Origin of the sequence: Listeria grayi DSM 20601, from assembly GCF_000148995.1 — a bacterium.
In the GTDB taxonomy this organism is placed as follows: Bacteria; Bacillota; Bacilli; order Lactobacillales; family Listeriaceae; genus Listeria; species Listeria grayi.
The window spans coordinates 238,429-252,390 of record NZ_GL538353.1; the positions used below are offsets into that span (position 1 = coordinate 238,429).

Here is a 13,962-nt window from a genome sequence, read left to right on the forward strand (position 1 = left end):
ATGCGTGCAGTGATGATAATGTTCGATACATTGTCGAAAGATTTTTTGCCCAATTACGGGAATCATTGGGTCGAAGCACCTAATTTTGAAAGACTACGGGAAAAATGCACGACGTTTGATCAATTTTATGGGGGAAGCATGCCTTGTATGCCAGCGAGAAGAGAGCTGCATACTGGAAAATATAATTTTCTACATCGTGGCTGGGGACCGTTAAAGTCTTTTGACGGCTCAATTTTTGAAAAGCTCCAGGCACATGGTATTTATACGCACTTGGTAACAGATCATTCGCATTATTTTGAGGACGGAGGTGCAACGTATCATAATCGATATTCGACATGGGAAGGTTTTCGCGGTCAGGAAGGCGACCGCTATGTCCCACGATCGCAGGCCTCGGCCAATCAGAACGAACATCCGTTGAATAAGAAAGGAATCTCTGTTACACAGCATTATGCGAACCGTACGCGACAAGTAAAGGAAGAAGAAATGCCAACAGTACGGACGATTCAGGCTGGGCTTGATTTTCTGACGCAGCATCATGACAAGGAGGATTGGTTTTTACAGATCGAATGTTTTGATCCGCATGAGCCATTTTATGTGCCGGAAAAATATCGGGCTATCTACACAGATAAAGCAAGCGAAGAAGTACCTTACTGGCCGGCATATCAGCACTTAGACGATACGCCGGAAGGAATCGATGATCTGCGCCTAGAATATGCAGCTTTAGTATCGATGTGCGATACCCAGTTAGGGAAGATCCTGGACTTCTTTGATACCCATAAGATGTGGGACGACACGTTGATTATTATCAATACAGATCATGGCTTTCTGCTAGGCGAGCATGATTGGCTGGGTAAAAATTTTCCGCCTATGTATGAGGAAGTGATTCATCTACCATTTTTTATCCATGTTCCTGATCAAACGATACCGGAAGAACGGGTCGAAGCACTATGCCAGACAATCGATATCCCACCGACACTGCTGGACTATTTTAAGGTGCCAGATTCGCTTCCCCGGGATGGAAAGTCACTATTGCCAGTGTTAAAAGAACAACAAAAGCAACATGAAACGATCCTGTTTGGAACAAATGGTGGGCAAGTGAATATTTTTGACTGCCGCTATCTATACATGAGAAGTTCCACCTATCCGGATAATCAGCCGCTTGCCAGCTACACATTAAGCACTGCACAAATGCGCGGCTTCATTAAACAGGAAGCGTTGGATCAAATAGAGTTGACTGCGGGAACACGTTTTACAAATGGCGCCCCTGTACTTCGGATCCCAATGGAAAATCACTTTGATACCTATCCTTTTGGACATTTGCTATTTGATATGAAACAGGATCCACAACAAGCACATCCCATCAGCGACAATGCATTAGAGAAAACGATGTGCCGGAAATTGATCGCGGCGATGCAGAAAGTAGATGCACCGCCGGAAGAATTCGTCCGCTTGGGATTAGCAGAATAGTGAGCAGTTATTTCTTGTATTTTGGGATCATACTCATTGCTAATATGCTCGGTGCTTTATCAGGGATGGGCGGAGGGGTACTGATCAAGCCGCTGTTTGATTTGATCGGTATCCATTCCGTAGCGGAAATATCGTTTTACGCCTCGGCGGCAGTGCTGACAATGGCTATTGTTTCTACTATAAAACAGTGGCGAAACGGAATGGCACTTCAAGCAAGGTTGGCTATCTATATTTCCTTGGGATCGATTCTCGGCGGATTGGCTGGTGGGAAACTGCTGGAGTTGTTACTTGCCAGCCATATGGAGGATAACATGGTGCGCATATCCAGATCATTGTCACTATCCTAACATTAGGATATGCGTTTTTGTACAGTAGATTTAATTGGCAATCTATTCATTTAAAAAGTAGCGGCTGGGTTTTGGCGGTCGGTTTCTTGCTAGGGGGTCTCGCTTCTTTTTTAGGAATCGGTGGCGGACCAATCAATGTAGCACTTCTGATGTTCTGCTTTCGGCTGCCGATCAAAGCGGCGGCAGTTTATTCGATTATCACGATTTTCTTTTCACAGTTTTCCAAACTAGCAGGTATCGCGATTTCGGAAGGTTTTGCCAGCTTTGACCTAAGCTATTTGGCTGTTATTATTCCGGCAGCCATATGCGGCGGTTATTTCGGTGCCAAGCTAAGCGGGATCTGGAGTGAAAAGAAAGTAGTACTCGTCTATCAATGGATGATAATCGGTGTTATTTTTCTAAATAGCTTCAATCTACTCACTAAATAAAGTCAGGTGATTCCAATCATACTCAAACAACCACTCAACAACAATATTGCGATGGTCAGTCAAGAAGGTGAAGAGCTGATCGTTATTGGAAAAGGAATCAGTTTTGGAAAGAAAATCGGGGACGAGATCGATATTAATAAAGTATCTCGCGTTTTTAAAGCACAAAATGAGCTTGCATCCACGCAGATCGAAGAGGTCATTGCGGCGGTACCGGAGTTTTATTTGAAAATCGCTGAGAAAATAGCGGCGCTAGGAGAAGCAGCGACTAGACAGCAATTTAATTTCGGCATTATTCTCTCTTTGGCAGATCATATCCAGTTTGCTGTAGAATGTGCCCAGCAAGAATACCGCATCAAATCGCCGCTGCAGTGGGAGATGAAAACCCTTTTCCCGCTGGAAGTCCGCGCCGGATATGAAGCAATCGATTATATCAATACGCAAATAGACGCGGATCTCCCCTCAGAAGATGCTTACGCGATCGCATTACACTTTGTGAATGCCAACAAAGGAAACTTGCTCATCAAAGAAACAGAAAAGCTTTCGCTGATTGTACGGGATATCATTGATTTGATCAACGGCTTTTACAACATCCAAATCAATCGGGAATCGATCGATTATATTCGTTTCGTGACCCATTTGAAGTATTACCTTTACCGGATGCTCGAATCACGACAGGTGGGAAAGTCAGAGGAGTCAGAGATAGATATGCTGACACAGCTGATTAGCGAAAATTATCGGGATACGTTGATATGTTGATATGCGCGAAGAAGATCAACCAATACTTAGCTGCAGAATATAAGTGCGAGCCTCTTAAAGAGGAAGTAGGATACCTCGTTTTACACATCGAGCGCTTACGAAAAAGTGCCCGAAATGGATAAAAACCAACAAAGAAACGCCGCTTACAAATGAGCGGCGTTTCTTTTAAAAATCATATTCTGCTTCTTGTTCTTCCCAAATCCGTTGATATGTCCGCGAGAGGACGATCGTATCTTCAATCAGGGTCTCAAGCCGGAAATGGACATCGTCATTGATGACCTTCTGCTGATCAAAATCCCGATCTTCCAAAAAAACATAATTGGGAACGACATTTGCTTTCATGTAATTAAGAATCGGTTTGAGCTGATTTTCCACCATGAGATAATGTTTAGGAGAACCAGCAGTCGCAATGACGCTGACTGTTTTTCTGAAAAAAGCTTTTGGCGGAAGCAGGTCAAATACATTTTTCAACGTGCCGGGGATCGAAGCTTGGAAAGTTGGCGTGCCGATCAAAATAATGTCAGATTCCATTAATGTTTTGGTCACGAGCAAAGTATCGCCTTGATAATCCAAGTAGTTGCGACCGTCACTGAAGATAAGATCCAATTCTTTTAAATCAAGTAACGTGCATTCAATAGTAGGGAATTTTTCCGTAAGAATCGATTTTGCCAATTCTAAGCTTGAACGGGTCTTTCTGCCGACCACAGAAGTTGCTAATAGAGTTACTTTCATCTGATTATCCTCCTATTTTTGCGCGGTATACTTTTTGACTGCGGGAAGGATCTTTTCCCCAATCAGTTCGATATTGGACATGATTTTGTCGAAAGGAACACCGCCAAAATCCAATTGCGCGATATAGCGCTGATTTTCAAACATTTCGTGCTGATAAAGAATTTTTTCGATGATCTCGTCGGGAGAGCCGACATTGATGATGCTGCGTTTATCTTGGGCTTGGGCAAAAGCCTGTTTAGGGAATCCTTGTCCGTTTGTTACCCGCATTCCTTCATTGATATGCGGATAATATTCGCGCAAAGCAGTTTTCGTATCTTCAGCAGCGTAGAAAAATCCGGCAGTTGCGATCGGTAACGATTTAGCATCGAAACCGCTACTGTCTGCTGCTTCCCGATAGCTGTCGATCGTGTGTTTGAAGACAGAAGCAGGTCCGCCTAAATGAGCCATGTACATCGGGACGCCTGCACGACCGGCTTTGATTGCGCTTTGCGGAGAACCTCCAACGGCACGCCAAATCGGCAGATGACCATTTAACGGTCGGGGCAGAACATGGGCATTTCGAAGTGGTTTGCGGAAATTTCCGCTCCAATTTAAATACTCTGATCGATTGATTTGTAGAAGCAGATCAAATTTTTCTTCAAATAATTCTTCGTAATCCGCTAGGTCGTAGCCCAACAACTCGAATAAACCAACGCGCGATGCACGACCGGCAACGATTTCAGCGCGTCCATTTGATAATAGATCGATCGTAGAGAAATTCTCGAAAACACGGACGGGATCAGAAGTGCTAATGATCGTAGAGCCACTAGAGATTTTTATTTTACTGGTGGCTTCGGCGATTGCTGCCAACAAGATAGCATGGGCTTGAGAAACGAATCCGTCCTGATGACTCTCACCGACAACGAAGACATCAAGGCCTGCTTGCTCGCTTAAAACAGCCATTTCTTTGATTTGCTTCAAACGTTCTTGTGCAGAGATCTTTGTTCCAGTATGTGGATTTGTCAAATGATCTCCAAGAGTATAAATGCCAAATTCCAATCCTTTTTTGGGATCAAATGTAGGCATATAAGGATTTTGATTCATTTTGCGACGACCTTTCTTTTATGGACTTTATCACTTATTTAATATTAACACCTTACTAAAAATAAGTAAAAAATAGTGCTCATTTTTCTAATAGTCGGCAATACTTTTGAATCAATTGAATGATCGGCTCTTTCGTATCATAGGTATAATTGTACATGATGCTAAACCAGATGCCATCGCACATTAGGCGGAGCGCTAATATCTCTTCCGAATCAGCTTCATCTTTTTCAAATTCAAGATCCCATTTTTCATTATACGTATCCCATAACTGCTTGCTTTCTTTATGCTCGTGTGAAGAAATGAAAACGGCGGGGAACAAAATATTCTCACTATTATTGATATAATCTAGGGTGACGAGGGCATACGCACGGGTATAGATGTTTTTACCTTGCAATTCGTGCTGATAAGCTTCGATTTTCGCTTCGTATTCTTCAATTACCATCTGATTCATTTGTAGTAGCAGATCGCTTTTACTTTTAAAATGATATAATAAGCCGCCCTTTGTCATTTCACAGTGGCTAGCGATATTCTCCATGGTCAGTTTCTGCATACCTTCTTCATAAATGATTTTTGCAGCGGTTGTCAGAATCACTTTTCGTTTGTTTACCAATTAATTTATGGCCTCCTAAGTTTCGATAAAGGTTGACTACTGTACTGAACGTTTAGTATAGTAAATTTTATCAAACAACTTTCTTATCTACAAGTGAGAATGTATAGAAAGGTGGTTTTTAATTGAAAAATAGTAAATTAAATATCCTCTACTTCAACGTATTTTTAGTTTTTTTAGGAATCAGTATCGTGATTCCAGTCCTACCGACGATTCTGAAAGACCTTGATCTGACAGGTGGGGATCTGGGCGTATTGGTATCGGTCTTTGCATTATTTCAAATGATAGGCTCCCCGTTTAGCGGAAGAGCTGCAGATAAATTTGGCAAGAAAAAAATTATTTGTATCGGCTTATTGTTGTTTTCAATCTCTGAGTTTATTTTTGCGATGGGAGGTTCGCTGAGCATTCTGATGCTTTCCCGAATTCTCGGCGGGGTGAGTGCGGCTTTCATCATGCCGGGCGTTAATGGCATGATCGGTGACCTTTCGACCAAGGCAACACGAGCAAAGAACTTTAGCTACATGTCAGCAGTAATCAACACCGGTTTTATCGTAGGTCCAGGGATCGGCGGCTTTCTGGCAGAGATCTCGCATCGTGCGCCGTTTATTTTTGCTGGGGCATTGGGCATACTTGCTTTTTTAAGTTCGGTGTTTATGCTGGAAGAAACGAACCAGCCAGAGGAGCTGACAGAAAAGACGCATTTGAAAAAAGCTTTTTCTTACAAACCTTTTATTGTTCCAGTAATCATTATGTTTATTCTTTCGTATGGCATCTCTTCGATCGAGACGATGTTTCCACTATATACGGCAGATAAAGCGAGCTACACACCAAAGGATATCTCGATCGCGATCACAGGTGGTGCTATTATTGGGGTGATTTTTCAAATCGGTTTGTTTGAACGGGTCGTGCATCGAATCGGAGAGATCAAGCTGGTCTTTATTTCATTAGTTTATTCCATTATTATTTTCGGCTTATTCTCGATTTCAAACAGTTACGGCTGGATCATGGTGATCAGTTTTGTCATGTTTATCGGGTTTGACTTGATTCGACCGGCGATGACAAATTATTTCTCGATCTTAGGTGGTGCGAATCAAGGAACGGCTGGCGGATTGAACTCAGCAGCTACAAGTGTTGGTAACTTGATCGGCCCATTGTTTGCCGGATTAGTGTATGATTTTGATATTCACTATCCGATCTACATCGCCATTGCTTTTTTCTTAGTTGGAAGTGTGATTTTGATTTTCCATAAATTTGCACATGAGGCCTAAAAGGAAACGATTGTTTCCTTGTTGAGCAAGATCCCAGCGATCAAACGTGGTTCGGTAGCATTTATCGCTAGCGATACGCCACTTGTTGCAGCTGGAACGCCAACGCCACTTTCTATTGAATACACGATCGATGATTATTTGAAGCTGTTAGGAAAAGCTGCTGATAAAGTTGATGAATAAACCAGCATTTAAGCACGTAAGCAAGATCATGCCGAAAAAGGTGAAAAGACTTGTCATGTTTCTCGGCCTGCTGCTTATCATCAGTGTGATATTGTCGCTATGCTTAGGGGCTCGGTTTGTAAATTTCCATGAATTGATGGACGGCTTGTTTTATCATCAATCGGATTCCTATGGTGCGAATATCGTTCAGAAACGGCTATCGCGAACGGTGTTCAGCTTATTATGCGGAGCAGCTTTAGGCGTTGCCGGTTCCCTGATGCAGGCTGTGACACGAAATCCGCTTGCTGATCCGAGCATTTTAGGAGTCAATATGGGAGCTAGCTTATTCGTAGTCTGCGGAATCGCCTTTTTTCAAATCAGTACGGCTAGTGCTTATATTTGGCTGGCTTTGCTGGGAGCGGGTCTTACGGCGGTCTTGGTATTTGGTATCGGAGCGGCCGGACGCGGGGGAGTTACGCCACTCAAGTTGGTATTATCGGGAGCTGCCATAAGTGCAGCTCTTTCTTCACTTGTGGTCGCAGTCATGCTTCCGAATAGTTATGCCATGGATCAGTTCCGTTTTTGGCAAGTAGGGAGTGTCGGTTCTGCAACTTGGAATGGGATCACTGCTTTTTTGCCATTTTTGATCATCGGCTTTGGCATTGCCTTGTTAACGGCGCCGGCGCTCAATGCCCTTGCACTTGGAGATGATGTTGCTTCTGGACTTGGCGTCAAGCCAGGTGTTTTACGGTTAAGTGCGGCTTCCGGTGGTGTGATTCTGTGCGCTGCGGCAACTGCGCTAGCAGGACCGATCGGTTTTATCGGTTTGCTAGCTACGCATGTGACGCGACTGCTAGTGGGACCAGATCTACGGCTGCTTATTCCAATATCGGCACTTTCCGGCGCAATCATTTTGACACTTGCGGATATTATTGGTCGTGTGATCGCCAGTCCGGGTGAGATCAATGTCGGAATCGTTACTGCGTTTATTGGCGCGCCGATCCTGATTGTATTAGCAAAAAGATTGAGAGTGCGGTCATTATGAAAAATAGTACAGGAGATATAAAATTTATCCTTGCAGGTGCAAGAAAAAGACAGGCGCGCTGGATCGTTGTTACCAGTTTGCTTGCGCTATTGACAATTGGTCTTTGCATAGCGATGCTGATGCTTGGTCATACGATCTACCCTGTCCAAGATGTCTTCCGAGCTTTATTGGGTGAGCAAGTTCCCGGCGTTTCGTTTACCATTAGTGAGCTAAGGTTGCCTCGAATGCTCGCAGGTCTATTTGCCGGTTTTGCATTTGGCATCGCCGGCTATGTATTTCAAACGATTTTACGCAATCCGTTGGCAAATCCGAACGTTTTAGGGATCAGTTCAGGTTCGAGTGCAGCAGCGGTTTTATGTATTATTGTCTTTCATACTAGCCAGACAGTTGTTTCTATTGCTTCCATTGTAGGTGGCTTGGCAACAGTGCTTGTGATTTACTTTTTAGCGCAAGGAAGAGCATTTTCAATCGGTCGGCTGATTTTGATCGGGATCGGGATGCAGGCGATGTTGGACGCGTTTATATCGTATCTGCTGATTGTTAGTGAACAACAGGATATCCCGGCAGCACTGCGATGGCTGAATGGTAGTTTGAACGGCGTCCAGTCAGAGGAGCTCCCGCCGCTGATCATTACTGTTCTTATTTTTACGGTTATCGTGTTGTTTTGTGGGAAAAGTCTGACGATGCTGGAACTTGGCGAGCAGACAGCTGCTTCACTTGGGGTAGCGACGGATCGGACACGGATCATTCTAATAATCAGCACGGTTCTGATGCTTGCCATGGCAACGGCAACAACTGGTCCGATCGCTTTTATTTGTTTTCTAGCAGGTCCGATCACAAATCGGCTAGTTGGCAGCGGGGTGAAAGCAAATAGTCTGCCAGCAGGTCTTGTGGGGGCGAGTTTGGTCTTAGCAGCGGATCTGGTTGGTCAATTTGCTTACCGCTTCCCAGTTGGTGTTTTGACAGGGCTTGTCGGCGCACCATACTTGATTTGGCTACTTATTCGAATGAATCGAAAAGGAGAATTATGATGGAACGAAAACATGAGTTCAGGGTGGAAAAACTGACAGCGGGCTATGACCGCAAAACGATTCTCCATGATATCGACCTGAAACTACTGGATGGCGAGATCAGTGTGATCATTGGAGCCAATGGTTGCGGGAAATCGACGCTGTTGAAAACCATGGCAAAGCTGATCAAGCCAATGTCTGGAGAAGTGATCCTAGACGGCAAAGCAATCAGCAAGATCCCTGCGAAAGAATTTGCCAGAACACTTGGCGTTCTTCCGCAAGAACGTGTCTTGCCGGAGGGGATCACAGTAGTTGACCTGATCAGCCGCGGACGTTATCCGCATCATTCTTTGCTTAGCAGTATGTCAAAAGCGGATTATGAAGCAGTAGCAGAAGCAATGGAAATGATGGATATCACTGCTTTTGCCAATCGAGATATCGAGGCATTGTCGGGAGGACAGAAACAGCGTGTCTGGATTGCGATGGCATTAGCTCAGCAAACGGATATTTTGTTTCTTGACGAACCAACGACCTTTCTCGATATCACGTACCAAGTCGAGATATTGGATCTGCTAACGGATCTCAACCGTAAATATGGAACCACGATCGTGATGGTTCTGCACGATATTAATTTGGCTGTTCGCTACGCGGAGCATGTTTTTGCCCTTAAAGAAGGTGTATTGATCGCAGAGGGGAAAGCCTCATCGGTCATTACTAGCGAGTTGATCAAAGAAGTATTTGCGCTAGACTGTACGGTGATCACGGATCCTGTTTCTGGAACGCCACTCGTTGTGCCGAAAGGAAGGTATCACCGGGATAAGAAGTAAAAGAGCGATCTACTTTGGGATCGGATAAATTAAGTTATAAAGAAAATAAGTTTATCAAGCAAAAGACTGACTGCTCCAAATTTGGACAGCCAGTCTTTTTTTGCTGTTTCTTTCTATCAAAAAGCTGCAAATAGCAATTCCAAAAACAGCCGCTGTCCCCCATCTTTCTGCGGTGGCGCTGCAAGTGAGCTTTCTAGCAATCCCATTTCCAGCGTGGCGCCTTCCCGTAAAGCAAGATCCAGCGCTGCATTTTGACCATTGATCATAGGGTTGCTGAAAGGGACGACATCTGTAGTAATGGTAGCATCTTCGGCAAGTGGGAGGGTGGTGAGGTAGGCGAAATAATTGCCCGCTTCTCTGGAAATGAGGTAAGGCATTTCTATGTTTCCCGCATCTAGATGAGCAAGTTTTTCCTTTATGGCAGTAGGATCGCTGATTTTTGTTGCGATACAATATCCTTCGGCAAATTCCCGCTTAGCGAGGGTTTTCTCATTAAAAAACATCGCAATGGGAGCGTTAGTACCAAGTCCGATCTGTTGGCATAATTGTTGGAAGTTTGCTAAGCGCTGCAGATAAACAGAAGTATCGTTGATAGGCGCATTCATTACCAAGTAAGATTCCTTTTGGCAGAACCGAATGTGCCAATCCCCATCTTTCGGATGTTCTCCCCACTTATCAGTTAGCTCGCTTTGGACACTTCGCAAGTGTTTCAAGAAATTACGTTTCTCATTCAGTTCCGTAATTCGCTGATCAAGCAGGCTGATCTGCTCGTCATAGAAAGAAGCTGTTTCGGCTAAGCCCCCATTATTGTATGCCTTTATCTGTTCGAGAGAATATCCAATGCTTTGCAATGTCTGAATAATACGGAACTCGATCATTTGATCGACTGTATAATAAGCGTAGCCATTGCTTCCTACTTGAACTGGTTCTAATACACCTATTTTACGATACCAGCGAAGGGTTGCTTTTGTCGTATTACATAGCTTGGCAAACGCACTTGCGGTCATTGTTTCGTTCATAAAGTTCTCCTTATATAAAAAAATTTGATTTTATGCTTGACTATGATGTTACATCACAGTTTAGTATAATAGAAAGCTAGACACCAATCAAATGTTCTAGCTTCTAACTAAAGGAGAATCAAATATGATAAAATTACGAACCTTTTTAAGGAAATACCCTTTGCTTACGGCTTTTTTCGCCTTGACCGTTGCCTTCATCATCCTGTTGACGGTTCCAGCTGGCGATACAGTCCTAGAGAAACTGCACCAAGAAATACCACTGACGCTACTGACGATGCTTCTCCTTGTTGCTATAGGCGGCACCACGCTTATTAAATTCAAACGGCAAGGAATCGGCTTTACCTTTAGAAAGAGCATGCTTTATCTTCTACCAGGAATTTTGGGATGTGTCTTTACTATTGTTGCTGCTATTTCTTCCAATCGGGCTGTACACCCAGATTGGTTGATCATGCTTCTTCAAGCGGTGATTTTCTATCTATTGCTCGGCTTATTTGAAGAAGGATTATTTCGCGGTGTGATTTTGCAAGCTTTCTTAGTGAAAATGGGCAAAACGCGTCAAGGACTTATCGCTGCGGTTGCCATTGGCGGTTTTATCTTCGGTTTCGCTCATATCTTGCTTTCTTGGTTCCAGACAGGATTGGATCTAAGCGGCTTGGGGCTGTTGCAAGCACTTTTGAAAACAATTAGTGCCGGAATGGCTGGTTTCTTCTTCGGTGCTATCTACTTGAAAACCCGAAACATCTGGGGCATCGCTCTCGTTCATGGAGCCTCGGACTTATTGCTTATGGTGGGATCACTTATCTTTTCTGGGACGAACTCAGTTTCCTACATCAGTTCCGATCCTTCGCAAGCAATGTCTTCTCTAATAGTAAACACTGCTTTCATAGTGATTTACATACCACTTGTCGTGAGTGCTTGGAGACAATTGAAGACGATCCCGTTACCTGAAACCGGCTTTTATAGGGAAGAGTGGAAGTAAATAGCGAATAGCTTGCCTGAAAAACGCTCATTTTCGTCGTTAAAGCCTACGTTTCGATTCACGCGTCACAAATACGTACTCGACTTTGCCTAGAATTTAATCATTTTTTGTGCTGGCACGGATAGAGATCCTATCCGTGTTTTTCTATGCCAATAAATAGATGCGTGTCTGACCACCAGATTTAATTTGCCATGCTATAAATAATCGCTTCGACTAATTCGGTGATTTTCAGCGGATAATCATTTTTATTTTTCACCAGCGAAAACGAGCGGCTGATCGTGAATGCTGGATCTTGGATCATAAGGAATTCACCACTTGCTAGCTCAGCTTGTATTGACAACCGTGACAGTAAGGAGATTCCGAGTCCAAGTTTGATCGCTTCCTTGATTGGTTGTGTACTGCTGAAGACAAGTGGTATTTTTTCTAGACGGATTGCTTCGCGTTCCAAGAAAGCCATCTGCATTTCTCTTGTTCCAGATCCTTCCTCACGAATGATCCAATCTTCCTTAGTTAAATCTGCTGGGAGCAATGGATTTTTTTGAAGAGCGGGATGATCTGCTGGGAAAACACATACCAATTCATCATTTTGAAATGGCTGAATAGTAAGTACATCGTTGGTCAGTTTTTTCTCAATAATGCCGATGTCCAGCTGGTTATGTGCCAGCAAGTCTAAAATGTTTTCTGAATTCTGGATCGTGATGACTGGCGTGATATTGGGATAAGTAGCTCGCAATTTGGCGATAACAGCGGGAAGCATATATTCGCCGTAGGTATAGCTGGCGCCGATAGTTACTGTACCGGCGGCGTTTTGGTGCATATCGGCCAAAACGTTTTCCATCTTGATTTGGTACTGCTGCATTTTTTTAGCATAATGATAGACAACTTCGCCGGATTTGGTCAAGCGGACATATTTGTTAGTGCGGTCTAATAAAACAGCATTATATTTACGTTCCAGCTGTTTGATACTAGCTGTGACTGTTGGCTGAGTCAGATGGAGATAGCTGCCTGCTTTAGTAAAACTGCCGTGCTCTGTGACAGCGATAAAAACGGTTAGTAAATGTTCCACTTGAAAACCTCCTTTTCTCTGATTATAATAGAAAATCTCAATGATTAATATATAAATAATTGATTTTACTAATGATTGATCTCCGCTTATAGTAAAGAGAGAATGAAGGGGGTAACAGATAAGTGGTAAATAAAAAAGCAATTCCCTTTGCGATGGGGATAATTTTCACCTTTATAGTGGCAGTAGCCGGCTATTTGCTGGCAGCATTACCAGGTCTGCATTTGTTAGGACCACTGGCTTGTGCGATTATTTTAGCAATCATTTATCGCCAAATCGCCGGGTATCCGGAAAAAATCCGCAGTGGCGTTCAATTTTCTTCGCAGAAATTACTGCGCTTTGCGATTATTTTGTTTGGCTTGAAATTAAACATCGATACGGTGTTACATCAAGGACTAGGCCTTTTAGCTCGAGATATCTTAACGATTCTGTTTTCGATCGGCTTGACGCTACTGATCGCGAAGTGGCTGAAAGCAGATATGCAGCTGGCACTTTTGCTAGGAATCGGGACAGGCGTTTGCGGAGCGGCAGCGATCGCGGCTGTTTCGCCAATTTTGAAAGCAAAGGAAGAGGATTCGGCGATCGGAGCCGGGATCATCGCTTTAGTCGGAACGATATTCGCGGTCGGCTATACCGTATTGCTACAATTTCTGCCGATATCAGCAACACAATATGGTATTTGGTCAGGGGTAAGTCTGCATGAGATCGCGCACGTTGCCCTGGCTGCAGAGCCGGCTGGGAAAGATGCGCTTGCGATCGCCTTACTAGCAAAACTGGGCCGAGTACTTTTATTAGTACCTTTAAGTTTTATTTTAGTATATTGGATGAAACGCCGCGAAAAACAATCAGGCGGGACGCAAACGAAAGTGAGCTTCCCATGGTTCCTGCTTGGCTTTATCGCGATGAGTTTATTCGGTAGCTACGTGCTTGGCAATTACATCCATCTTTCAAATCAGCTATTAGCTTTTATCTCTTTTTTGACGTCGTTCTTGCTAACGATGGCGATGACTGGGCTAGGACTTAATGTTCATTTGAAAGGATTGAAAGAAAAAGCGCTGCGTCCGTTGTTGGCGATGGGGATCACTTCCATTCTGCTGGCGATAGCTACTTATTTTTCTGTATAGGAATTAAAAGAGGAAGAAAATTAGAGGGTTTTCTTCCTCTTTTAATTC

16 protein-coding genes are annotated in these 13,962 nt (G+C 43.7%); 11 read left to right on the top strand and 5 right to left on the bottom strand.

All coding sequences use genetic code 11. The features are described 5' to 3' along the window. The 4 genes from HMPREF0556_RS08610 to HMPREF0556_RS08620 are packed head-to-tail and all read left to right on the top strand — an operon-like array spanning position 1 to position 2,998. The gene (locus HMPREF0556_RS08610) at positions 1–1,467 is read left to right on the top strand and encodes a sulfatase (RefSeq protein WP_003757664.1); all 1,467 of its coding nucleotides are present in this window, start codon (positions 1–3) and stop codon (positions 1,465–1,467) included. Further along, a complete protein-coding gene (locus HMPREF0556_RS13685; protein ID WP_003757666.1) occupies positions 1,467–1,814 on the top strand; it encodes a TSUP family transporter in 348 nt (115 codons plus the stop codon). Before HMPREF0556_RS08610 ends, HMPREF0556_RS13685 begins: the two co-directional genes overlap by 1 nt. A gap of 17 nt (positions 1,815–1,831) precedes the next feature. Then, entirely contained in the window at positions 1,832–2,242 is a 411-nt protein-coding gene (locus HMPREF0556_RS13690) for a sulfite exporter TauE/SafE family protein (protein WP_003757668.1), read from the top strand. Between the two features lie 6 nt (positions 2,243–2,248). Then, positions 2,249–2,998 carry a PRD domain-containing protein gene (locus HMPREF0556_RS08620; RefSeq protein ID WP_003757671.1) on the top strand — a complete coding sequence of 250 codons (750 nt, stop codon included), beginning with the start codon at positions 2,249–2,251 and terminating at the stop codon, positions 2,996–2,998. A 165-nt stretch (positions 2,999–3,163) separates the two neighbouring features. Here HMPREF0556_RS08620 and HMPREF0556_RS08625 read toward each other — a convergent pair whose 3' ends face one another. From HMPREF0556_RS08625 to HMPREF0556_RS13035, 3 genes are all read right to left on the bottom strand, one after another. After that, positions 3,164–3,730: an NADPH-dependent FMN reductase gene (locus tag HMPREF0556_RS08625; protein ID WP_003757673.1), complete on the bottom strand. Its 567-nt coding sequence runs from the start codon at positions 3,728–3,730 to the stop codon at positions 3,164–3,166. 12 nt (positions 3,731–3,742) lie between these two features. Then, complete coding sequence (locus tag HMPREF0556_RS08630) at positions 3,743–4,813, bottom strand: LLM class flavin-dependent oxidoreductase (protein WP_003757675.1); 1,071 nt, start codon at positions 4,811–4,813, stop codon at positions 3,743–3,745. Between the two features lie 79 nt (positions 4,814–4,892). Next, positions 4,893–5,423: a TetR/AcrR family transcriptional regulator gene (locus HMPREF0556_RS13035; RefSeq protein WP_003757677.1), complete on the bottom strand. Its 531-nt coding sequence runs from the start codon at positions 5,421–5,423 to the stop codon at positions 4,893–4,895. Between the two features lie 122 nt (positions 5,424–5,545). Between HMPREF0556_RS13035 and norA the strand changes: the two genes are divergently transcribed. Genes norA through HMPREF0556_RS08655 form a run of 5 tightly spaced genes read left to right on the top strand, consistent with a single transcriptional unit; the run spans position 5,546 to position 9,729 of the window. Next, positions 5,546–6,688: a multidrug efflux MFS transporter NorA gene (gene norA, locus HMPREF0556_RS08640; RefSeq protein ID WP_003757679.1), complete on the top strand. Its 1,143-nt coding sequence runs from the start codon at positions 5,546–5,548 to the stop codon at positions 6,686–6,688. Positions 6,689–6,709: 21 nt separating this feature from the next. After that, positions 6,710–6,868, top strand: a complete 159-nt coding sequence (locus HMPREF0556_RS13210) for a hypothetical protein (protein ID WP_422119872.1) — start codon at positions 6,710–6,712, stop codon at positions 6,866–6,868. Positions 6,869–6,896: 28 nt separating this feature from the next. Next, entirely contained in the window at positions 6,897–7,892 is a 996-nt protein-coding gene (locus tag HMPREF0556_RS08645; RefSeq protein ID WP_382311535.1) for a FecCD family ABC transporter permease, read from the top strand. Further along, positions 7,889–8,923: a FecCD family ABC transporter permease gene (locus tag HMPREF0556_RS08650; protein ID WP_003757686.1), complete on the top strand. Its 1,035-nt coding sequence runs from the start codon at positions 7,889–7,891 to the stop codon at positions 8,921–8,923. The genes HMPREF0556_RS08645 and HMPREF0556_RS08650 overlap by 4 nt, the downstream gene beginning before the upstream one ends. After that, positions 8,923–9,729, top strand: a complete 807-nt coding sequence (locus tag HMPREF0556_RS08655; protein WP_036107731.1) for an ABC transporter ATP-binding protein — start codon at positions 8,923–8,925, stop codon at positions 9,727–9,729. Before HMPREF0556_RS08650 ends, HMPREF0556_RS08655 begins: the two co-directional genes overlap by 1 nt. 116 nt (positions 9,730–9,845) lie before the next feature. On the opposite strand, the gene HMPREF0556_RS08660 is transcribed toward HMPREF0556_RS08655, so the two are convergent. Beyond that, entirely contained in the window at positions 9,846–10,748 is a 903-nt protein-coding gene (locus HMPREF0556_RS08660) for a MerR family transcriptional regulator (RefSeq protein WP_003757690.1), read from the bottom strand. Positions 10,749–10,872: 124 nt separating this feature from the next. Here HMPREF0556_RS08660 and HMPREF0556_RS08665 point away from each other — a divergent pair, with 124 nt between their 5' ends. Continuing rightward, positions 10,873–11,727 carry a CPBP family intramembrane glutamic endopeptidase gene (locus HMPREF0556_RS08665; protein WP_003757692.1) on the top strand — a complete coding sequence of 285 codons (855 nt, stop codon included), beginning with the start codon at positions 10,873–10,875 and terminating at the stop codon, positions 11,725–11,727. Between the two features lie 181 nt (positions 11,728–11,908). Here HMPREF0556_RS08665 and HMPREF0556_RS08670 read toward each other — a convergent pair whose 3' ends face one another. Continuing rightward, positions 11,909–12,793, bottom strand: coding sequence for a LysR family transcriptional regulator (locus HMPREF0556_RS08670; protein ID WP_003757694.1), 885 nt, complete (start codon positions 12,791–12,793; stop codon positions 11,909–11,911). Between the two features lie 152 nt (positions 12,794–12,945). On the opposite strand from HMPREF0556_RS08670, the gene HMPREF0556_RS08675 reads away from it, so the two are divergent. After that, positions 12,946–13,914 (top strand): YeiH family protein, encoded by a 969-nt coding sequence (locus HMPREF0556_RS08675; protein ID WP_077904815.1) that lies wholly within the window; start codon positions 12,946–12,948, stop codon positions 13,912–13,914. The last annotated feature ends 48 nt before the right edge of the window (positions 13,915–13,962 follow it).

Coding starts and splice junctions, on each gene's coding strand:
- HMPREF0556_RS08610 (WP_003757664.1), top strand. CDS start 1: ATGCGTGCAGTGATGATAATGTTCGATACATTGTCGAAAGATTTTTTG.
- HMPREF0556_RS08630 (WP_003757675.1), bottom strand. CDS start 4,813: ATGAATCAAAATCCTTATATGCCTACATTTGATCCCAAAAAAGGATTG.
- HMPREF0556_RS08660 (WP_003757690.1), bottom strand. CDS start 10,748: ATGAACGAAACAATGACCGCAAGTGCGTTTGCCAAGCTATGTAATACG.
- HMPREF0556_RS08650 (WP_003757686.1), top strand. CDS start 7,889: ATGAAAAATAGTACAGGAGATATAAAATTTATCCTTGCAGGTGCAAGA.
- HMPREF0556_RS08665 (WP_003757692.1), top strand. CDS start 10,873: ATGATAAAATTACGAACCTTTTTAAGGAAATACCCTTTGCTTACGGCT.
- HMPREF0556_RS08675 (WP_077904815.1), top strand. CDS start 12,946: ATGGGGATAATTTTCACCTTTATAGTGGCAGTAGCCGGCTATTTGCTG.
- HMPREF0556_RS08625 (WP_003757673.1), bottom strand. CDS start 3,730: ATGAAAGTAACTCTATTAGCAACTTCTGTGGTCGGCAGAAAGACCCGT.
- HMPREF0556_RS08655 (WP_036107731.1), top strand. CDS start 8,923: ATGGAACGAAAACATGAGTTCAGGGTGGAAAAACTGACAGCGGGCTAT.
- HMPREF0556_RS08645 (WP_382311535.1), top strand. CDS start 6,897: ATGCCGAAAAAGGTGAAAAGACTTGTCATGTTTCTCGGCCTGCTGCTT.